The sequence below is a fragment of the Nocardia arseniciresistens genome (assembly GCF_046764875.1).
GTDB lineage: Bacteria > Actinomycetota > Actinomycetes > Mycobacteriales > Mycobacteriaceae > Nocardia > Nocardia arseniciresistens.
The window spans coordinates 14177-38851 of record NZ_JBKORD010000020.1 but is presented as its reverse complement, the minus strand read 5'-3'; the positions used below and the strand labels follow the sequence as shown (position 1 = coordinate 38851).

Here is a 24675-nt window from a genome sequence, read left to right as displayed (position 1 = left end):
GCATACAGATCCTCGACTCTCACGACCCCTGGCCGTCGACGGCACCGGTCATAGTGGTATTGCCCATTGCACCCTCCGGAGCGCAAAACCGCACCTTGCCTGATATCTCACTTGATGTTGCTATCGGCGGTACCGACCGCGTTCGGAGTCGAAGGGGCGCTCGATCCTCCGGTGGCCGGCTAGGCGGCGCTCGACCGAAGTGAGGACACCGCCTAGTCCGGCAGTGACCCGCGCGACGTTGGCCAGTGCTTCGTTGGGCAGCCCGGTATCCGGGTCGTAGAGCAGATAGCCCTGATGCACCGCCTCGACGCTGGCGAAGTTCGGAGAGTTGGGGAACTCGGCGCCGATTCGTTTGCCGCCGAACGCCTCGGTGGCGGGATCAATGCCCAGGCCGAGCCGCTGGTGTAATCGGCTCCACGCGCCGGGCCGGTCCGCGCCGAACATGGTCACCGGATCGCGCCACGATGCGGCGACGTAGATATTGTCCTCGCCGATGCCGAACTCCGCGGCATGGCGAACCGGGCCCGCCCCCGGTGAGCCCGCGAGCACGATCGAGCCGACCAGACCGGCGAGCCCGCCGTTGCGGCCCGCATAGGATGCGGTGACCGAACCGTAGCTGTGTCCGTAGAGTCGATTGACAAGGCGGCCGGGGGCGGCGGTTCCGGCGAGCCTTCTGGTGGCGTGGAATGCCGCGATGTCGCACATCAATCGGTTGCCGCCGACGCGGGCGCGGGCGCGGAAAGCGGCTTTCAGATAACCGGTGTTGACGGGCCCGGTCGGCGCGTCGTATCCGATCCAGATGATCGAGGCCAGCTCGAGCGACGGATCGACGCGCAGTGTCTCCTCATACAGGTTGCGCAGCGGCTTGAACTGGTAGGCCAGCGATGAAGATGTCGTATTCGTACCGGGCACATGCCAATTCACCGTCTGCGCGGTGTCCACATTGCCGAGCGCGACGACGGCCTTTCCTTTACCTTTGAAGGCCGTGCAGTCGTAGGACAGGAGGTGCACCGGTGGGCTGCCCGGTATCGTGGTGGCCTGTCGGTCCAACTGTCGCAGGTGATTTCGGGTACGGACCAGACTGCCGAACTTCTTCGACTCGGCGGGGGTGAGTTCGGTCCGGATCCAGTGCAGGATTCTCCCGTCGGCTGGCCGACGGGCGATGAACTCACCCAGATCGCGGCTGATCGATAGTCGGTTGGCATGGTCGCGGATCGCGGCGGGAAGGCCGTCGGCGTTACCGATCTGGTGTGGGTAGGTCTGGATGAGCGCCCGTTGAGTGTCGCTCAGCGCAGCTGGTTCGGCAGGGTCGCTCAGCGAGTTCCACCACTTGCCGTTCTCGGTCGCGCGGCGTTGTGCGGCATCCGCGAAACGGCGATGTCCCGAGCGTTGCAGCATATTCGCGTCGTCGAAGCCGCCCGCACGTAGCGCCGTGTCGGCCAGCCGCTGCTGATAGTCGTCGAAACCGTGATCCACGGGCAGCGAGCGCCAAGAGTCCGTCGGGGCGGCATCCGCCTGCGTGGAGTCGGTGTCGTTGTTGTCGCCCGACAGGGAACCGCGTCGGCCACCCCTGGACCATCTACTCGGCTTCGGTGGGCGCTGCCGGGCGATCCAGTCCAAGACCGCGGTCAGGCATTCGTTCGCCGCATAGGTCTGGGCCGCAATGGAACTCGCGTGCCGCACCGCGGCAAGAAGCTCGCTCTCTTCGCCTACTTCCGCGCGGGACGCGAGCTGCGCCGCGACGTGCCTGACGATCCCCACCGCGCGCAAGCCACGCACGGAATCGTCAGGTTCGAAGGTTGCGGGTGACGCCGACCCGAACTGGTTGATCAGGAGTTGAGAATCGGCGGCAGTGAGTTCGTCCAGCGCCGCTCGCAGGTCACCGGGTTCGGCCTCGCCCAATGCGGTGACCAACACCGCCTGCGACCGATTATGTTCGGCCGCAAGGGTGCTCACCCATCGACGAGCGGCGATGAGCGCCATGCTGCGGACCATCGGTGTGCCCGCTCCCGTGCGCAGCCGGTGTAGCGCTTTTCGATGAGTCGAACTGAGCGCTTTCACCGCACGTTCCATCTGGTCGGGGCTCGCCTCGGCAAGCAGTTGTCGCGGGCCCGGCTCGTCGGCACCCAACAGTGCGTCGTACATGGCCGCTCGGAAACGGTCGAACTCGGATGTCGTAGCCGTTGGGTCGGCAGGGCGGTTCGCCGCGGCCAGCGATGTGTGCTGATGTCTGAGCCTGCGGCGGACAATGGCCATGGTCGCCCGCACATCACGTACGGAAAGATCGAGCGACGCCGCTATCTCGTTGTGCGTCATGCCCTGTCGCACCCGCACGAGAACTTCGGTCTCGCGAGGGGTGAGCGGGACCTGGCCAGGTGTGTTGTCGGCGGGCCGCTCGGGGACCCCGCGCGAAGGATGATTGTGGGGTTCGTCGGTCACCTCCCGCGACCAGGGCGTCTTCTGGCCCGGTGCGGGGCGCCATGGGGTCTCGCCCGGTTCGTGTGGTCGGCTCCCGATCAGCCCATCCGAACCATCCGAGTTCGTACCATCCACAGGCGCGGGGAGATCGACCTCGAGATCCGGCGTGACCGGCGGCTGACGCCCCGTGGTCACGTACTTGTGGATCGCCCACTGCGGCGTCCCGACCGCCGCGCCATGGATGTCCGCCTCGGCGAACCCGACCGCGAGCGCCTCTACGTCGTTGAATACGGTCTTGGCTTGGTTGTCGAAGGCGTACTCCGGCAGTCGAGCGAACCAGGTCCACCAGTGCTCGTCGATCAGGCCGAGTCTCGACAGCTGTGAATGAGTTCGCGACAGCACCTGTCGCAGATTCTTCGACAGCCCCTCCACAGCATCGATCGCATGCACGAACTCGTGCACGGCGTCATGATGAAATGGCCTGTCGCCGACCGGATTAAGGCCGAACTCGAGCAACCGGATGCCGCGTCTTACAGCCTGTGCCGACCGGGCCGCATCGCGCAGGCTGAATTGCATACTCCGATCCGCCGTCGCGGAGTCCGCGTCGAAGTGCGTTCTGGCGCTGGTGCCTTCGGAGTCGGTGTAGTCGATGCGCAGTTCGCGGATGTTGGTCCGGTCCGGGAACCTGGTGAACATCTCATCCAACCCGCCGAGAATCTCCTCGACAACATGAGCGGGCACATCCGGATGATCGAATCCGACCATCGCCATATGGGGATACTTCAGGTTGAATGCCTCGACCAACCGCGCCTTGGCCCGCGCCTGCGCATCGAGCCCCGCGCGATGCATTGTCTCGCCCCAGGTAAGCACGGCATGCTGCTCGACCTGTGCCAACGCCTCCATATACCTACCGTGGATGTCGAGGAGTACCTCTCGATGTGCCTCGGGCATCCGAAATTTCGAGATCCACTCTTCGAGGTACGACACCGCCTCCCGAATGGCCGCGACATCCCACGTCGGCATGGAGTGGTCCAGCCACACCTCACGGCCGTCGACGCGCCACACGAACGACGACGCGAACACACCGGCGGGCGTCGCGTCGATATCGGATCGGGAACGTCCGCCCATCACCGCGTTGTCGGCCACACTCCACTCGCGCGCCGTCCGGTGCGTCCTGGTCACCGCATCGAACAAGCCGAGCATGGTGGCCGAGGGCGAGCCCAGAACCTCCGGGTCCACAACATCGACGCTGTCTCCCGGCTGCCCAGGGGTGAGCTCCCGATAGATTCGGTCGTCTTCGAGGTGCAGCATCGCGTGGGCGACCGGAGCGCCCATGGTGGCGGCGACCTTGGTCTGCAACACTTGTACGAGCGCGTCGATCGGATCGGCGTAGGTCTCCATCAACACACGCAGGCCATTGTCGAATGTCACCTGCTCGACCTTTACCCCCGCCGTGTCTTCCACAACGAAGCGTTCGGCGGTACCGGAATTCAGGCCGGCCAGCACCAGTTTCTCGAAATCGGGACCAGCGAACGCGCGCTCCCCAGGCGAATCTTCGAACGGCCTGCTACCGATGAGCCCATGCGGACCGCTGTCGTCCGCGGCCGGTCGGCCGCCCGGTTGCGGACTGCCTTCTCCTGGCTCCGAATCGCCGCTTCGCGCAGGTGGCTGCTCCGGCTTCGCCCTCGCCGTGGTCCACGGTGTCAGCGGTGCCGGGCCCTGTCTGCTCGTGGTGAGTCCCGAGGGGCGACGCTCGTCGAATGCATTGCGCAGCCGCGCAACACAATCGGTGAGGACCGCAACTGCGTCCGCAGGTGGCAACGCCAGTCGTTCGGCAACATCGTCCAAGGGCATGCCCTCCATCAGATGCATCGTCACCAACCGCTCCGCGACGCCGGGATCAGACATATCAGCCAACGCCGCACGAACCGTCACCGCGAAATCAGCATCGGAAAGAGCGGCTACCCAGCTACTCACCGAATCATGGGCAGCCACAGCGGTTTCCAGCTCGACATCCGGATAGAACCGCAGGACGGCCTCGGTCGACTCCGCTTCTGCGAGCCCGAGTGCTCGGCAGATCTTCTGAAAGGTGCCGATCCGCGGCCTCTCGGCACCGGACAGTACGCTGATCGACACGCCCACCGCTTGCGCGAGCTGTTTCTGCGTCATCCCCCGCTCTAGCCGCAGTGCTTTGATCCACGCGCCCTGCGTGAGGTCCGACTGCGATTCGGCCTGCTCATGTGGTCTGCTGCCGATCAGGCCACGCGGACGACCCGAGGCCGGGCTATCCACATGCGGTGGAAGATCGACCTCGAGGTCCGGTGTGACCTGCGGCGGACGCCCGGTGCTGACGTACTCATGAATCGCCCACTGCGGCGAGCCGACTGCCACGCCATGAATGTCCGCCTCGGCGAACCCGACCGCGAGCGCCGCTGCGTCGTTGAATACGGTCTTGGCTGCGTTATCGAAGGCGTACTCCGGCAGTCGAGCGAACCAACTCCACCAGTGCTCGTCGATCAGGCCGAGCCTCAACAGTTGTGAATGGGTCCGGCCCAGCACCTGTCGCAGTTTCTCCGAGAGCCCTTCCCTGGCATCGATCGCGTGGATGAATTCGTGGACGGCGTCGTGAAGAAATGGTTTGTCGCCGATCGGATTGACCCCGAGTTCACGCATCCGGATACCGAGTTCGACAAATGGCGCAGGCCTGGCCGCATGGTGGAGGCTGAAATGAATCCGGGTTCGACCCGCCGACGCTTCGCGATCTACGTACGAAGTCGTTCTGGCACTGGCCTCGCTATCGCCGAGGTAATCGATCCGCAATTCCCGGATATTGGTCCGGTCCGGGAACCTGGTGAACATCGTGTCCAGCGCACCGAGAATCTCCTCGACGACGTGGGCACGCACATGCGGATGGTCGAAACCCGCCACCGTGAGATGCGGATACCGCAGGTTGAACACCTCGACCAACCGCGCCTTGGCCCCGGCATCATCACCTAGCCATTCGTCGTCGAGCCCCGCACGATGCAACTCGTCCGACGGGACGGACACAGCGTGCCGTTCGACCTGCGCCAGCGCTGCCAAGTACCCGCGGTGGATGTCGTGCAGCACATCTCGATCTTTCTCAGGAGCCGCATAACTGTCGATCCACGATTCGAGGTAAGTCACCTTCTCGCGAATCTCCTCGATCGCCCACCTCGGCAAGGCGTTGTCCAACCACACTTCACGGCCATCGATACGTTGCACGTACCTCGCCGCGAACACACTGGATGACGTAGCGTCGGTATCGGATTGGGCACGCCCGCCCATCACATGGTTGTCGGGATCCATACTCCACTCGCGCCCGGTCCGATTCGTCCTGGTCACCGCATCGAACAGGCCGAGCAGCACGGCCGAGGGCAAGTTCAGAGCGTCCGGGGGCAAGACATCGAAGCTGTGCCCGGGCCGCCCGTCGGGCGTGAGTTCCCGATAAACGCGGTCGTCTTCCAGGTTCAGTATCGCGTGGGCGACCGGAGCATCCATGACAGCGGCGACCTGGGCCTGCAACACCTGGATATCCGCCTGTAGCGGATCGGAATACCGCTCCGCGAATACCCGAAAGCCGTTGCGGAACCTCATCTCCTCGACCCGCACCCCGGGCGCATCCTCCACCGCGAACCGTTCCTCGATACCGGATTTCAGGCCCGCTCGCACCAACTTCTCGAATCCGGGACCAGCGAACACGCGCTCATCAGGCGAATCCTCAATTGGCCTGCTGCCGATCAGCCCACCCGCATCCGGACGATCCACATGTGGCGGGAGATCGATGTCGAGATCCGGTGTGACCCGCGGCGGACGCCCGCTGGTGACGTACTCATGGATCACCCATTGCGGCGAGCCGACCGCCGCACCATGGGAATACACGTCCGCGAACCCGACAGCGAGCGCCTCTGCGTCGTCGAGCGCCGTCTTGGCTTCGTTGCGGAAGGCGTACCTCGGCAGTCGAGTGAACCAGGTCCAGAAGGACTCGTTGATCAGGCCAGATCTCGACAACTGCGACCAGGTGTCGGACAGCATCCGACTGAGGTTCTCCGAGAGTCCCTCCACGGCATCGATCGCGTGCGCGAACTCGTGCGCCGCGTAGTGACGAAACGGTCTGTTGCCTGTTGAATTGAACCCGGTTTTACGCGCGAGGATACCGAGTTCGACAGCCCGGACCGGGTCGGCCGTAGCGGCCAGACTGAATTGGATTCGCTGGGTTCGCGTTCGACCCGGAACGTCGGGATCCCCATAACTGAGCGCCAGCGCCGCGGTATTGTGCGCGTCGGTGTAATCGATACGCAGTTCGCGAATATTGGTCCGGCCCCGGAACTCGGCGAACAGCTCATCCAACGCACCGAGAATCTCTTCCACAACATGCGCGGGCACATCCGGGTGGTCGAAACCCCGCATCGCGACATGCGGATAGGTGAGGTTGAACGTCTCCACCAACTTCGCCTTGGTCTTCGCTGGCACGTCGAGCCCCGCACGATGCGATATCTCGCCCGGAGTCTGCTCGGCATGCCGTTCGACCTGCGCCAACGCCGCCATATACCTACGGTGGGCAGCGTGCAGCCAAAATCGCTCTTGGTCGGAGGGCAGCAGTTTCGAGATCCATGATCGAAGGTACGAAACCCGCTCACGAATGGCCGCGATCTCCGACCTCGGCATGGTGTGGTCCAGCCATAACTCACGATCATCGACACGCCGCACGAACAACGACGCGAAAGTACTGACCGGCTCGGCGTAGAAATCGAGCTTCGACCGTCCGGCCATCACCTCGTTGCCCGGACCCACGCTCCACTCCGGCCCCATCCGGTTCATCCCGGTCACCGCGTCGAACAGGCCGAGCCTGCGAGCCGAGTCCGAGTCCAGAAGATCGGAATCCGAGAGGTCGATGCCGTCCCCGCGCTGCCCAGCGGGGACGAGTTCCCGATAGACGGCGAGATCTTCCAGAGTCAGCGTCGTGTGGGCAACCGGAGCGCCCATTATGGCGGCGACCTTGGTCTGCAGCTCCTGGAGCAGCGCGAATGTCGAATTGGTATACCTCTCCCTGAGCGCACGCAGGCCGTTGGCGAACATCACCTCCTCGACCTTCACCCCCAACTCGTCCTGCACCATGAAACGTTCCACAAAGCCGGACTTCAGGCCGGCCTGCACCGCCCTCCCGAAGCCGGGACCGGCGAACTCACGTTCACCGGACCCGTCATCGTCGAACGGCCTGCTACCGATCAGCCCAGCTGGACCGCCCGGTCGATCCCCATGCGGTGGGAGATCGACCTCGAGATTCGGGCTGATCCGCGGCGGGCGCCCACCGGTCACATACTCGTGGATCGCCCACTGCGGCGTGCCGACCGCAACGCCATGGATGTCCGCCTCGGCGAACCCGACCGCAAGCGCTTCTCGCACGTCGAGTTTTGTCTTCTTGGCCTCGTCATGGAAGGCGTACTCCGGAAGTCGAGTGAGCCAGGTCTGTTCGGACTCTTCGATCAGGCCCGATCTCGACAGCTGTGCCCAGGTCTGGGACAAGACCTGTCGCAGGTCCTTCGACAGCCGCTCCACGGCATCGATCGCGTGCACGAATTCGTGCACGGCGTCGTGGTGAAACGGTCTGTCGCCGACCGGATTCCAGCCGTTTTCATGCGCCTGGATACCGAGTTCGACCATCAGTGCCGATTTGGCCACAGCTCCGAGATTGAACTGTATGCGCAGGGTTCGACCCGCCGCGTTGGGATTCTGATAGTCGAACGTTTTGGCGCTGATGTGCCCCTGGCCGAGGTAATCGATCCGCAGTTCGCGGATATTGGTCCGGTCCGGGAACCTGGTCAACATCTCGTCCAGCCCGCCGAGGATCTCCGCGACGACATGCGCCCGCACATCCGGATGATCGAACCCCCGCATCGTGATATGCGGATACTTCAGGCTGAACGTCTCGACCAATCGCGCCTTGTCTCGCGCATCGTCGTCCTGCCCCGCGCGATGCCGTATCTCGGCCGGACTGCGCACCGCGTGCTCTTCGATCTGTGCCAGGGCTGCCGCGTACGAACCAACGATGCCGCGCATGATATTTCGGTCTTCGTCAGGAATGTCCAGGCCCGAGGCCCATAATTCGAGGTACGTCACCTGCTCGCGAATGGCCGCGATCTCCGTACTCGGCATGGCGTGGTCCTGCCACACTTCACGATCGTCGATACGCCGCACGAAGCTCGCCGCGAACATATCGACCGACAGGGAGTCGAAGTCGGGCTGGGAGCGTCCGCCCATCACCTCGTTGTCCGGGCCGACACTCCACTGTCGCGCAGTCCGGTTCGTCCTTGTTACCGCGTCGAAGAGGCCGAGCCGCCGCACCGAGTCCGAGTTCAGAACACCGGGGTCCACGATGCCGACGCCGTCCCCGAGCTGCCCAGGGATGCGTTCCCGATAGACGGTGAAATCGTCCATGATCAACACCGCGCGGGCGACCGGAGCGCGCATGATGACGGCGACCATGGCATTCAGTGCCTGGAGCAGCGCGCCGATCGGATCGGCGTAGGTCTCCTTGAACACCTCGAGGCCGGTACCGAACGTCACCGACTCGACCCAAACCCCCGGCGCGTCCTCCACCATGAAGCATTCGTCCACGCCGGAATCCAGGCCCGCCTTTACCAACCGCCCGAAGCCAGGACCGGCGAACGCACGCTCACCTGGCTGGTCACCCTCACCTGGCCTGCTTCCGATCAGACCACTCGGACCTCCACCCTCGTCGAACGCATTGCGCAGCCGCGCAACACAATCTGCGAGAAGCTCGGCTGCGTCAGCGGGCGGCAACCCCAGCCGCTCGGCGGTACCGGCCAGGGACTCGCCCTCGACCAGATGCAGCATCACCAACCGCTCGGCAGTGCTGGGATCGGATATATCAGCTAACGCGGCACGAACTGTCACCGCGAACTCGGTATCGGGAAACCCTGCGGAGGCAGCCGAATCGCCTAATTCCCGATTCCCAGACCTGTCCTGACCCGTGATCGGCGCATCCGATCGCAGGGCAGGCCGAGTCAGAATTTCTCGCGCCAGCGCGACATCGGCCGCTGTTGATCCCACGGCGCGCGCGATCTCCGCATCGTCTAGTACCTCGCCTGCGGTAACCGTTCTCCCGATCTGCACGCTTACCGCGAGAATCTTGTTCAGCGTGCGATTGTCGAGATCTGGGAACTCGCGCGCGACACGGTATCGCAGAATTGCTCTGCTGCCGTTGGTCCAGGCATGGGGGACGAATGATTCGGAGGGTACGTGGTTGTCGATCGCGCTCAGGACCCCGGCCGATGCGGCCTGTACAGCATCATCCCTGATTTCTGGGGGCACACGCCGCGCCAATGCATTCGGAACCCACGCAAATCTGGCGGAGATCTCGTTCCTGATATTTCGTTCTTCCGGTGAATGCACCTGACTGACAACATACTGCGCGAACAGCTCTTCTTCATCGCGGTAGCCGGACGGCTCCTGGCGGTCCGCATAGAACGCATCGATCGATTTCAGTAACACATCACCATCAATGCCCAGTGCACCGCAGATTTCTCGCAATTTCACCAGCGGTGCAAGATGCCCGTGGCGCTCGATGTCGACAATAGAGTGTTCGGGCATTCGCACCCGGCGGGCGAGCTCTTCCACCGACATGTGTCGGCGACGGCGTCGGGCCGCAATCCAACGACCCAGCGACTGAAAGGAAGCGGGATCGCGATCGACCGACTTACGAGGAGCGGGATCGCGATCGACCGACTTACGAGGAGCGGGATTGCGATCGACCGAAGCATGATGACCTATATCCGAATAGAAACGGCGAACGGCGGCTTCTCGCAGCTCGTCATCGACCCCGAGCACATCGCAGATCTGTTGGAACCGCACGAACCGCGGCCGGTACGGCCCGGATTCGATATTGGCGAGAGACGAGAATCCGATCCCGGTGGCCTTCACGACATCGCCCTGGGTCATCAGCCTGTCATGTCGCAGTGCCACGATCCAGCTGCCAGGTGACGCAGGATCGTGTTCAGCAGGGTTGATATCAAAACTTCGACCCCGATAGAAGTGACGGGCGGCGGCGGCGAGTTCCCTCGGCGCAACGTCCATCGCACGACAGATCCGCCAGAACTCGATCGATTTCGTAACATGGCCACCCTCGATTCTGCTGACATAACCGCCTGATTTCCCCACCTTCGATTCCAGCTCGGCCTGAGATATATCCCGGTCGTAGCGCAGCGCGGCAATCCAATCTCCCGGCGATCCCGGGTCATGGGCGGTGGGATCGAGGTCGAAGACGAGATCCGAATAGAAATGACCGGTAGCAGCCTCGAGAACGTCCGGCGCCACCCCCAACGCACGACAGATCCGCCGGAAAACAATTGAATCCGGACGGGTCCCGCGCTCGATTCCGGTCATAACTCCTGCGGACACACGCACGGTCTGCCTCAGCTCATCCAGGCCTATCCCTCGGTCGACGCAGAGCGCCATCACCCAACTGCCAGGAAACCCGGAATCATGCGCCGCCGGATCGAGATCGAACTCGAGATCCGAATAGAAGGCACGGGCGGCTGCCGCGAATTCTTGCTGCCCCACCCCCAGGAAACGACCGATCCGAAACAAGAGGCCGAGCGGTGGACGCTCGTCTCCGTTCTCGATCCTTGCGATCTCTGTCGGCGACACGTACACCGCGCGGGCGAGATCCGCCTCGGTCATGCCCTTGTTGTTGCGTAGCGCGACCACCCAGTCGGACAGCGAATCATGTTCGGCCGCATAGGAATCCAGGTCGATATCCCAATAGAAATGACGGGCGGCGGCAAGCCGCTGCTGGTCGCCGACCTCCAGCGCATCGCAGATCCGCCAAAATACCGCAGTGCTCGGCCTATCGTCCCCGGTCTCGATTACCCGGAGCCGAGTCCAGCCCGGCTCTATTGCCTTCGTAAGTTCGGTGCGAGTCAGATCCCGGTCGTGCCGCAACGCGATGATCCAAGAACCGAGCGTCCAGCGATCGTGTGCCAGCGGATCGAGGTCCAGGATGAGATCCGAATAGAAATGACCGGTAGCAGCCTCGAGAACGTCCGGCGCCACCCCCAACGCACGACAGATCCGCCGGAAAACGATCGAATCCGGACGGGTCCCGCGCTCGATTCCGGCCATAACTCCTGCGGACACATCAACGGTCCACGCCAGCTCATCCAGGCCTATCCCTCGGTCGACGCAGAGCGCCATCACCCAACTGCCAGGAAACCCGGAATCATGCGCCGCCGGATCGAGATCGAACTCGAGATCCGAATAGAAGGCACGGGCGGCTGCCGCGAATTCTTGCTGCCCCACCCCCAGGACACGACCGATCCGAAACAAGAGGCCGAGCGGTGGACGCTCGTCTCCGTTCTCGATCCTTGCGATCTCTGTCGGCGACACGTACACCGCGCGGGCGAGATCCGCCTCGGTCATGCCCTTGTTGTTGCGTAGCGCGACCACCCAGTCGGACAGCGAATCATGTTCGGCCGCACCAGTATCCAGATCGATATCCGAATAGAACTGTCGAACGGCCTCGGCTGTGGCCGCCTCCTCGAGCCCGAGCGCTCGGCAGATCCGTACGAACATCTCTGACGGTGGTCGCCGATTCATCACCTCGATCTCGGTCGAGTACCGCGAGGACAATCCGGTCACGTGGGCGAGGTCGGCACGGCTCATACCGCGAACGTTGCGTAGGTAGGTGATCCACCCGCCAAGATCGTGTGCTGCCGGATCCGGATCGAGATTGATATCCCAATAGAAATGACGGGCGGCGGCAAGCCGCTGCTCGCCGTCGACCTCCAGCGCATCGCAGATCCGACAAAAAACCGCATAGCTCGGCCTATCGCCCGCGGTCTCGATTATGCCGAGCCGACTCCAGCCCGGCTCTATTGCCTCCGCAAGTTCGGTGCGAGTCAGATCCCGGTCGTGCCGCAACGCGATGATCCAAGAACCGAGCGTCCAGCGATCGTGTGCCAGCGGATCGAGGTCCAGGATGAGATCCGAATAGAAATGACCGGTAGCAGCCTCGAGAACGTCCGGCGCCACCCCCAACGCACGACAGATCCGCCGGAAAACGATCGAATCCGGACGGGTCCCGCGCTCGATTCCGGCGATATCCGCTGTCGACACACTCGCGCGCGGTACCAGCTCGTCCAGGCTCGCACCTTGCTCGAAGCAGAGCGCCGTCACCCAGCTCCCAGGCGATCCTGGATCATGCGCCACCGGATCGTGGGCGCGCTCACGGTCCGAATAGAACTGTCGAACAGTCTCGGACAAGGCCGCACCCTCGAGCCCGAGCGCTCCGCAGATCCGCTGAAAGATGCCCAGCGTCGGCTCCCGCTTCTCGGTCTCGATGTCGGAAAGCACGCGCATCGACACGCCCGCCGCTTGCGCGAGCTGTACCCGGTTCATCCCCAGCTCGAGTCGCCGGGCTTTGATCCATGCACCCCGCTGCGAATCGGGCTCCTCGCGCGGTCTGCTGCCGATGCGATCATCGGGCTCGAGGTGTTGCTGCTCGTCGCCCGTACTGGTCGACCCGACGAGGTATGCGCATTCGGAGACGTCGTAGCCGTTGAATGTCGTGTTCGAAGGATCGACCCGGATCGGAGTCAGTGTGGCCCGCAGTTCGGCCAGGTACTGGTATAGCAGGGGGCGATTCGTTGCCGAGCCACCGCAGTGGTCGTCTATGACGATCGCGAGGCGACGTCCCCTGGCCGCGGCGATGCCGTGCGCCCAGTCGGTGAATTTACTGTAGAAGTCGGTGACGGAGACGTGCCTGATGTAGGTCTCCAACGGATTGAGACCGCGGATGAGGAGAAGGGGCTCGCCGGATGCGCTGGTGGTCTCGATGAGCAGGCCCGCGCCCGCCAGCGCGGTGCGCTTCGGGTCGTCGGGATTGTCGACCATGATAGCGGCCGTCATATTCGGCCACGCCTCGGCGACCGAACGATGGCGATCTGCCCAACAGGCATCGGCGATATGCCCGGAAAGTTCGAGCAGCGGCCCCCGCGTGGGAACGAACCGCCCCTTGGTGGTATCGCTCGAGACTCCGATGCCCTGGGTGCGTGCTATCGCGTCGTCCAAAGCCACGACACTCGTCATTCGTCGGAAAATTTGTGCGCCCCGTCGGTCCGAGAAATACTGTTCGAATACCTCCTGATTGGTGATGTGTTCTACAAATTCCCGGACGAGAGTGATGTCTTCCAGTGTCGGTTCGCTCGCTCCGATATGTTGCAACCGATCGGCCCATTCCGGATACTTCTGCATCGCCCAGGCGAAACAGATTGCCCGCAGGTCGTCATGCAACTCACCGACCCGAGCCAACCGCTGAAAATTGTTTTCGAAATCCTTGAGTGAACGCAGCGCCGGAAATTGGTTCGCGGCCGCATTTTGTGTCGCGATGAGTTGCTTCAACTCCCGTGCGCGGGCCACTATATTCCGGCGCGCGATATCATTCATGGGCGAACCGTCGGCGAGCCTGCCTGAAGCGATGGAGTTCTCCAGTGTGCCGATATGCTCGGCAATGTCGTGTCCGAGCTTATCGAGCAGATGGGTGATCGGCCGCCGCGTATCCGTCGAGGCCGAGCATGCGTCTTGAAGACTATTCGCCAGCCCGGCGAAACGTCCCAGCAGTTCCTCGGTCCATTGCGACCCCGACTGAGTCCGCAGCTTGGCGACTTCGACCACGCCGCTGGGCTGATATTCCTCGGGCATCGGTGGGATGTCGCCCTGCGCCGTCGCCTGCTCGTGGTAGCGGAGCAATTTACGTAGCGACGCCATGTCATGAGGCCCCCACTCGGACGACTGATAGTGGGTGACATCGATCAGCAACCGGGCGAGGAATTCCGAAGACTGCACCTTCGCCTGATTTTCGGCCGACAGATCCGCACTTTTGACCTCGGCGGCGAAGGAGCGCGCAATATCTTTCAGCTCATCGAGGACCGCCTCGCCCGAACGTTGTAAGCCGAGTGCACTTCGCTCGGCACCGTCCGCACCGTCTGTCAGCACAGTGCGAAGGCATCGGGCGAACTCCGGTGTCACGTCCCGGACGAACTCCATCGCCGCGCGAATCGTCGGTGGCCGCTGACCGACCGGCAGCTCACCGACTTTCTCCACATAACAGGCGAATTCGCGATCGCTCGGACCTCGGATGTAGAGGTCCTCCACCTCACGCAACCGCTGTGCGGTGAACGTCACCTCCGCCCGCACATCGTCCGGGATATGTGCGATTTGACGGGTCAGCAGAAACTCATCCGCGAACTGCCGACGGACCGATCCTGGGGAGAGATCATCGAGGGAGGTGAGCACGTCCCAGGCTCGATTGCCTACGGGCGGATTCTCCGACACATACCTGCTGAACATCGTGAGCAGACGCATATCCACCGCACCGGCCGGAATTTCCGCGACTCGGCGTAACTCCTGTCCGACGGCGTCGAGATCGACCGGGGTCGCTCTCGATATCCTTCGCTCGAGATTGGGCGCGAAACCAGGGTTGTTCTTGTCGATCTTCCGTAAAGCGTCGCCGATCTCGGGTCTCGCCAAGAATTCGACTCCGGCGCCGATCGTGTCACCGCTCCAGTGCGTAGAGCGCACCATTTCGAGGAGGATGCTGTTCGCCATCGGAGTCGAAATCACGTCCAGGATCTCGGGATCGTCGGCAAGACTGATCTGAGTGTGCTGCCGGTGGAGATACCTGTCGGGGCTATCGTTGCCGCCCAGGTCGGCGCTGAGTTCGGCGAACATCCTCGTTTGCTCGAACTCGTCCGCGAACAGGCGAAAGAAGTGGACTATCTGTGTGTGCTCGCCGACCGGCCGTCCGGCCAGCTTGTCGATGAGGACCTCGATATCGTCCGTACTCATCGACAGGCGGGATCCGAGCCGCGCGAGTTCCCCCGCGGTATCCGTCGGCGGGACAGCCGGATCGAACGTATCCACTGCGGACGAGAAGTTCTCCTGGAACCACTCGTGCACTATGCGCTGGTCATATCCGAACTCGAGTTCACCAGGGGTCAGCCAGCGGGCAGCGGTGATGTACTTCGCGCCGTCACCCGCGACGGTCCGCTCGGACGCATCGACCACCACCAGACCGGCTTCGGTGATCTTCGACGGACCCGCGATACGCACATCCAACGCCACCGCCTCGAGTGCGGACGGCAGCCTCCACACGGGTCGCCGATCGTCGTCGTCGAATACCTCCTTGACCACCAGGAACCGCTCGACTCCTGTGGCATCGACCTGCCGGGCCAGCACGTCGGCGGCCGGTGACCGGACACCGGGGAAATGTTGATCGAGAAGCTCGATGACATCCTCGCCGGAGAGATCGCCCGGGATCAGGGTGCCCGGGGGAGTACCGAAGACTCGGGCCAGTTCGTCGTCCAATTGTTCGGTGCTGGCAGCGAGCCTACTTTCGTGGTGGTGAGCCTGGTCGGTGACGCGGGCGATCGTGGAGAGTTCGTCGAAAGCCTGCGCCCATCTCGTGGTGTTGCCGTCCTCCGAGGAATACCGATAGTCCTCCAGCTCCTGCTTGCTCAGTTGCGCCGGGTCGCGGCCGATGGCGTCGCGAAGTTCCGCCGTCGCCGTATCGAACATGCTGTCGAGCTGGGTTCGGCCGGTCGAGCCGGGACGGACATGGAACCACACCAGCCCCTGAAAATCGCAGGCTTTCTGGAGACCGACGGTGTCGATCGCGTCCAGTGCATCCTCATGGACTGCCAGCTCGGCGGTCAGCGACTCCAGGCGGTTCGCCAACGCCCGCCGAATCTCGGCCGCGTCGTCGGTCGGTGCGTCGCGTCGCGAGATGGCACGGCGCTGCTCATCGGCGCTGAGCTGCGTCGCCAGCTCGTCGAAACAACCGAGACGCCAGGCCAGCAACGCGACGCGGTCGGCGCTCTCGAGGACTTGGCGGCTGACCACAAACCGTTCCGCGGCGGAGAGCACGACGCCGGGTGCGTGGCGGCGGGCGTCGTCGGTGTAGGTCCATCCCATCAAATCATCGACGTACCGGCCGGGTTCGGCGATGCCGTGTCCGGTCGGATTTCGTAGCATGCGGCGCTCATTGAGCTGTGCCCACACCTGCCGCCGCCGCGAATCGGTGGCAAGCTCGTCGGGACGCAGCCGCAGCAACTCGGCCAGCCGGTGCCGATCGACGACCTGCCGGTTCGCCCACGCCGACAGCACCGGCGAACCCGGTTGCAGGGCCGTCGACAACGGCTCCCCGAACCGGGCACTCAGCCAGTTCCCGGTGACGCCCTGGTACTGCCTGGTGCGCTGCCGGTAGCGCTCGTACGCCGATCCCGTTTCCGTCGGCCGCGCTCCGATCAGGCCCTCCGGGAAATCCTCGCCGGGCACACCTGTCGATTCGCCGTCGACCAGCGCGCGCTCGGGGCCGTCGGGTCCGAGGACGATCCCGAATCCCTTGTCCCACTTGCCAACCCATCCGGACGGATCGAACGTCGGCCAGTCGCGGGCGAGGGCGGCTCGGGCCGCGGCACCCGGTTCGACGCTGTGTGGATTGACCTGGCTCAGGTCGATCTGCATCAGGCGGTCGTCGCCACCGTTGCGGACCATCACCAGATCCACGCCGCTGCCGTAGTCGCGAGCTGGGTTCTCGGCGGCCAGTAGGGCGAACGTATCCGGTCTGCCCGCCAGATGTGTCGCCACGTCTTCGGGCCTGCGGAACACCGCCGACCAGTCGGCGCCTACCCGGGCCGCGAATTCTTCGCCGGGCGCACCGACAGGGAAATCAGGACCCGCCATTGCCTCGGCGAGACGAACCGGGTGGTCCGGCATCAGATGTTTGACCAGCCAGAGCATTTCGGACACAGTGTCGCGGCGGTCGCCTTCCAGAAGACGGACCAGGGCACCCCGGTCTGTGCCGGAATCGACCGCTTTGTCGTGGTAGAACGCCCGTGTGGTGGTGATGTCGGCTAGGTCTCCCAGCCTTCGATGCTCGGCGTCCGAGTCGGTTTCGCTGGACACGAAGATCACGACGGCCCGGCGGGGCCGTCCGAACCGCTGGTCCGAGGCGATGTCGTCGGCGACCCGCTCGACGTCGGCACCGAGCAGATCGACGGTTCCCGAATCGATGATGTGCCGATCGGTGATGTCGTCAACGTCCGGCACCAGGTCCGGGTCGCCCACTGTGAGCACCAGGTATCTGGTGTCCGGGTCGAATGCCCACAGATAAACCTCGGGTTGCCCGGACATTCGGTCGGCACGCTCGTCGGCGCGAGTCAGCACGGTGCCGATGGTCTCGAGGTAGGCCAGTCGCCGCTGTCCGGGCTCGTCCGGGTTGTCGCGCAGCCGCGCCACCTCCTGGGCGATCCGGTAGCGGCAGGCGCGGTTGCGCCACCGCGCCGGGATTCCCGGCACCTGTGTGGTCAGGTCGTGTCGTTGTCGCACCAGTGCCGCCCGCTGCGGCCAATCCGTGCGGAAATACGCCGCGGACGAGCTGTCACGGTGTGCCCCGTTGGTGATCACCGATCGGAATCGGCTGCGGGCCTGCTCGTCCACGCGACGCCACATCAGGTCCTGATCGTCGGGCATTCGGTGCTTCGCGTCGATGTGGACGGTCCCCAGATCTTCTGACCGCACCCGGGTATTACCGGAATCATCTTGTTCGACAATGGGTTTCAGTTTCCAGAGAGCGTAACCAGCGCCGCGGAGTTCGTCGCGCAGCTCGAGGTTGTGCAGCATCATGTCGGTCACGGCGTCGTCGTGCAGACCGCCTTCGGCGATGACCACGATGGTGTGTCCGGGCAGCAGTACCGTGTTCGAAGTCACCTGCCGCGCGCCGGGATTGCGGCGCACTACATCGGCGGCGACCGTGGCGACAGCGGAGTGGTCGCCTGCGTCCTGTTCCGCCTGCCATTGCTTGACCCACCCGGCCAACTGCTCGACCTTCGCGATCTGTGCCTCGACCTGCGCGCGCCTGCTCGACCAGTCGGCGGGCATCTCGGTAGTGCTCGGACGGAACGTTTGGCGGTCCATCACCGCGCTTTCCTGTGCGGCCTCGGCGCGCAGGCGAGCGATCTCGGACGACCAGCCCGCTCGATCCAGCAGCTCAGGGAGGCTGACTCCCAGGACGCGGCCCAGAGTGCGGCAGCGCATCTCCCACAAGCGACTCGGCCGCACGAACGTCACCAAGGCTCTGTCGTAGTCGCCGGAGTCGCCAACCGTGTGGTCGATAAGGACCTCGGTGAAACCTCTTCGGCCCGCCATCTTTCCGGTGAACGTGGCGCGCGCCGCGTCTTGTGGCGACAGTTTTTTCCGGATGCCCGCGTTGAACGTGTCGAGGTTGTCACCGAGCATCTGGTTGTTCCGGACCCAGAAACCCTCGATTCCGTGCACGAGGTCGCCGACCTCGTCCCACCCGTCGGCGAACATCACCCCACCACGCGGTGTGCCCCGCGCGGCCACGATGGTGTTGCGCATGATTCCGGCCCGATTGACCTCGCTCGATACGCCGACGTAGACCCCTCTGTCGTTGACGCTGTCGACAGCCTCGTAGGAATTCCGATACTCGCCGACCGGTGCGTACTCGACCATCCATTCGAGCAACTGGCGCATGGTGCGCTCGTACCAGATCCCGAAACCCTGCTTCTCGAACTCGGCAGCGAGTTCGCCGAACCGACTCCACAACGGCAGGAAATCGGCGAACGGCTCGTCTGCGACAAGACGGAGCGCGACCTCGCCGACCGTCGAGAAGTGCCTGGCAAGCGGACCCAGCTGGGCCGCCAACCACCGGAAATCGGGGCCATTTCCCTGCGCTGCCCACCTTCTCGCATCGGCGGTGACCAGCTTCGGGATCGCCGCTGCGAACTCGCGCCACGGTCCCTCGGAGTCTCGCGGAGCATCCTTTGTGGGCTTGCTATCGGCGGTGCCCTCGTGCGGGCGGCTGCCGATCTGATCACCGGGTGCCCGGGAGTCGGCGGTGTCGGGCTTCATACCTTGCGGGCGTGCCCGATCGGCAGTCTCTGGTTCCTGCACGGTCTCGGCAGCGGAGTCGTGCGGGCGGTGGCCGGTGAGGGCGAGTTCGGCCGACCGGTAAGTGTCCGCCCTGTCGGGCAAATCGGTCCCGGACGGTAGATCAGGTGTTGCGTCGGCACCCACCGACCAGTCCAGCTGTATCGAGTTGATTTCCCGCACCGTTTCCGCATCGACCTCGATGTCCTTGGCCCGGGTTTCGGCGGCGAGTACGTCATGGTGGGACCTGGTGACGAGGTTGCCGTCGCGATCGAAATCGATGGTCTCGAAGAGGGGCTTGTCGGTGGGTATGAATTTTTGCTGCTTTTGTCGCCAGGTTTCGAACGGGACGGCCTTGTTCAGCAGCGTGCGACGGTTCTGGAGGTCTTTCGGGCCATAGTCGGTGTCGGTTCGACGGCCTCGAGCGGCTGCCAGGTCCACCACGACCAATTTCGGCTGCTCACCCGGCTCGCTGTCGTTGACCAGCAGCACCATGTGGTTGTCGGCCTCGACCCAGCCCTCGGCGGCCGTTCCGCGCTGCTTCGCCGTGTTCTTGCATTTGTAGACCAGGACCGCGATGCCGCCCGGCCGCGTTTTCAGCGATTCGGCAACATCGTCCAGCGATCCGGCATTCTCGAGTGGGGCGCCGAACACATCCGCGACAACGGCGCGGCTGTGACCGGCCATGGCGGTGGCGGGCATCTCGATGCGGCGTCCGGTCAACACCCGCATGCCGGTCACGGCGTTGTTGACGCAGCTGTTGGGGCTGCGGCGGTGGATGGCGACGACCAGGTCGAGCAGGGCCGCGGTGGCCAGGTAGTGCGACGCGGCGGCGATGACATCCTCACCTGCCAGGGTCTCGGCCGCCGGGCTCATCAATACCGGGTTCACCGAGTTCGGGGCGGCTTTGTCTCCCGCGGCATCGTCGTGTGCAGCCAGGGGAGGGGTGCCCTCGGCGAGCAGGTGGTGTTCGACCGCTTCGCCCAGGATGTCGCGGGCGATGGCGGGGGTGATGCTGGAGGCGGGATAACGCAGTGCCTTCGCGAGGTTGTCTCCTGCTTCGGTCACCGCGGGGTCGAGCAGGCGCATGCCTTCGGCGCCATCGATGTCTGCGATGTCCCAGCCGAGTGTGTCGGCCAGCTGGCGCCGCTGCGGTACCAGCTGGTCCAGCGCCTGCTCGTCGTTGAGCCACGCGTACTGCGCGACCGTCGAGGGTGCGGTCGCCTCGACCTGCTGCCGCAACGCCTCCACCGCGGCGGGCGGCAGGCCCGTCTGTTCCAGCAGTCTGCCCAGCGGGTTGTCGGTGTCGTCCTGTTCGAGCGTGGTGGCGGCCGTGGCGATCGCCGGGGCCGGGATCCCCAGCAGCCCGGCCAGGCGCGCGGCTCGGTCCTCCGTTCGATCCGGCTGCCCGATGTCCGCGACGCTCGGCTGTCCAATGCCTGCGATGCCTGGCCCGGTGTCCGAGAAGTCTTGGTAGCGCCCCGTTTCAGCGGCGGCGAGAAGGGCGGCCGGATCGTTGGTGGTGTACGCGTGGTGGCGGATGAAGTCGGCGGTGGCGTGGCGCAGCGCACGCTGTTGGAGTTCGGGCACCAGCGCGCGGAGGTTGTCGCTGGCCTCGACGAGGTTGTGGTGATTTTCGGGGGTGGGGTCGGTGCGCTGGTCGGCGGCGGCCCGGTCGTAGCGGACCGCTGCCTCGCGTACCCCGTGCAGGTGCATGGCGTTGCGGATCAGCGCGTCCTGCGGCGACATCAGCGCCTGCGCGGCGCCGGGGGCCCCGTTTCGCGCGGTCCGGTTCTTGGCCTGCTCGTAGATGTAGGACTGCTCGGGGACTTCGGTCATCCACACCAACATGCCGCCCCTGGCCTGCACCGCCTCCGACACCGCGATATCGACACCACGCTGACCCTGCCTGTTGATCACCAGGATCTTGCCCTCGTCACCGGCGGCATCAAAGATCTTCTGCAACTTGGCTTCCCAGTCGGCTCCCCACCCGGCCATCCGGTCGGCGTCGACCGCCTCGATCGCCTCCCTCGGCACCCCTTGGCGCACCAACGCCTGCACCTGCCTGTCGACCAGATCATTGCGGTGACACAAGATCTCCTGGGACCGGCCGCGGCCACCCTGCCACCTCCGGTGCGCCTCTTCGGCGATTGTGCTCAGCTTGGCGCGGGTGTTCTCCACCAAATCGGGGGAGCCCTCCATCAGCCGCTGCTCCTGAGACCGATCGACCTGATGCGCGTCCGCCAGGCCGTAGATCTTTTCCAGCACGGGATTCAGGTCCGCCAAGGTGCCTGACGCGCCGGTGACCTCATCGAAGAACCGGCCCCCCTGGCGGTAGATCTCGACGGCGGTGATGCTCCTGGTGTTCTCGGCGTCGGCGCGCACCACGATCTGATGCCGTTCGGCGCTCATCCCGATGGCCTCGGCGGCCCGGATCTCCTTGGCCTCGACGGCCTGGGCCAGGCTCGCCTTGCCTGTCTCGGCGCTCCACCGTGACTCGCTCGACGTCTTCGGGTTGCGTTGCAGACCGTGTTCGCTCTGATCGAGGATGACGATCTTGCCCGCATCCATCACGTAATGGGTTTTGTTTCGGCAGCTGAACTCGGCGGCGGCGGCCGTCTCGAGACGCGACAACCCCATACCTTCCAGCCATCGGTTCCCGCCCGGCAGCGCCTCGACCTTCTCCCGCCCGGTCTGCGTCAGGTGCGCTTGCCCGTCGTACCAGAACTCGACTTCGGGAGTCCCATCCGGATGCAGGCCGACTTCTTCGACGATCCGTGTGAGACCGAAATCCTCGTGCGACAACGCCCCCTTCTTCAGCGCGTCGGCGAGGAAATCGTGTGCGCCGAACACCTCGTGCGTCGTCGCCTCGTGCGCGACCTCCTCCACGCCTTCCGACCGGAGAAACTGCCGCTCACCACGGTCGATTATCCCGTCCATCTCATCGATCAACACGTGGCGCGGCGGCTGGTGACCGGCGTTGGCCAGATGCCCGACCGTTTCGCCGGTGGCCACTACGATGGCGGGGCGACCGGCGGTGACCGACCCGAAACCGCTCTGCTGATCAGCTCGGATCACGTCGATCCCGGATCCGGCCAGCAGTTGTTGATACCTGGTGAATTCCCGGTGGGCCAGCCCATCGGTCGTCGTCACCAAAAGGCATTCGCCGTGACGGACGGCCCGCTGCATCGCCGCCGCCATGAACATCAGCGACTTGCCCTCGCCCGGCTTCATCTCCACCGGACGCCTGTCCAGCGCGTACACGCCCTCGGCCTGCTCGACCCGCAATACCATCCCCCCCGGCACGGCGTCGCTGATCGTGCCGCGCCGAATGATCTCTGTCGTCGCGATCATCGACTTCGCCGCGTCGGTGTCGAACAATCCGGCCTGCAACACCTCGTCGGAAAGGTTGCACAGCCGCAGCTGCTCCGGAACCCGATCACCGGAACCGGCGTGGAAATCGGCCAGCAACTCGATCGCCTGATCACGAGCGCTCGGCGTCGGCGAAGCGGCACTGTCGACCGAACCCGAATCCAGGCCGCCCGTTTCACCCGCCAGGACATTCCGCTCCGGCGCGGGAGCGTGCTCCTCGCTCCCGGGCAACTGGTGTTCACCTGCGGCAGGTGTTTCGGGCCGGTCGCCGATCCCGTCGGCCGGGTGGGTATCAATCGGGGTCTCGTGGGTCTCACCCCCTGCGACACTCCGACTCCCGGTACTGCCGTGCTCATGATTCCCCGGTGGTCGGTGTTGACCGACGGCAGAAGTTTCGGGCCCGGTACCGACTTGACGGGCCGGGGTGCCCGTCGAAACCTTCGGTGGCGCTGACGTCTCCCCACGCGCCTCGACCGATCGTGGCGCTGTCGCATTCGTGCGGGCCGCGGATTCGCCGCGCTGCGGACGCTCTGTCGGCGCACCTGTCTCCGACCGCCCCGCCGACCCGGCAGCAGAGTCGGCTCTGACTTGAGCACGGCCGGTCGCCTCACTGTGTGGCGTCGTGCCCGAACCCGTGGGCGACCGCGATTCGCCGGACTTGACCGGTGCGGTGTTCCCATGCGCTCCGGCTGCGGGCGCCTCCCCCCGCTCGCCCCCGGCAGTCACCGTATCCGCCGTCCAAGCCGCCTTCGCCGCCTCCCACGCTTGCTTCGATTCCGCGGACACCTCGACCGGTGGGAGAGCCGGTGTCGGCGACGCGGTGTCCTCGCTGCGTGTGGCCGCGGGCAGGTCAGGCCGGGTGAAAGCCCCACCGCCGTCGATCACCGCCGGCGCGGGCGCACCTGGGTGAGCGGCGGCGTGAGCGTGCACGACCCCAGCGAAACCGCCGTTGAGCAGCGGGGCAAGCACTTGATCGAAATGCTCCGGCCATCCGGTCACCAACGTCGCCGCACCCAAACCCGCCACCGCGCCCGCAGTGCCATGCACCAACCCGAGCGCCAACCGGCTGTCCTCGATCCGGGGAAACACCTTCGGCGCGACCCGGCCCGCGACCATGCCGCCCAACGCACCACCCGCACCGGACAAGGCCGCGACTTTGATCGATGTCAGATCGATACCCGTCGGATTCGCACCATCCGATCCGATCACGGCGAGGGTTCGATCACCGGACACGGCCTGCAACGCCTGCACGCCCGCGTCGACACCCACCGGCAGGGTGGCGGCCTTACCCAACGTGACAGGCAACCGGAGCGGTCCCAGCATCGACAGCCGATCAGCCGTCTGCGTCGCGCCCACCTTGAACGCCTGTTCCAGGCCCGCGCGCAGTACCGCGACACGGCCCCGCCCCTCGACCAACATCGACTCCACCACCGGCGCCGCCGCCACTTCTCCGGCAGGACCGGCTGCGACGGCACTGGACAGCACGCCGAAGATCCGCCACGCCAACTCGATCCCGAAGGCGAACATCACGCACAGTGTCTTCTCCGCATTGTTGGCAGCCGCCCGCGCCTGATCGGCCAGGGCCAGTGCGTCGTCACCGAGCCTGGCCGCCCCGTCTCGGTGCAAACGCAACGTCTCGCGCAGCCGGTCGCCGAGCGCGCCCACCGAATCCTCTTGTGCCAGAAGATTTTTCGCATCCTCGGATTGATCGCCCAGCTCGGCTGCCTTCGCATCGAACTCCGCGGCCATCCGACGCATCCCGGAGATGTCGGCACGCGGCAGCTCGCCTCCGAAGACCACCATCTCGATCGGATGCCGCAGCACGGCAGGCAAACCCTCGAACGAGTTCCGCAGTTCCACGACAGGGTTCAGCGACGTCGAACCGTCCATCGGCAC

At 64.8% G+C, this 24675-nt stretch carries 1 protein-coding gene; it reads right to left on the bottom strand.

The annotated features are described in order from the left end of the window. Positions 1 to 120: 120 nt before the first annotated feature. Positions 121 to 24669, bottom strand: a complete 24549-nt coding sequence (locus ACLMAJ_RS31455) for a helix-turn-helix domain-containing protein (protein ID WP_412017502.1) — start codon at positions 24667 to 24669, stop codon at positions 121 to 123. Between the last annotated feature and the right edge of the window lie 6 nt (positions 24670 to 24675).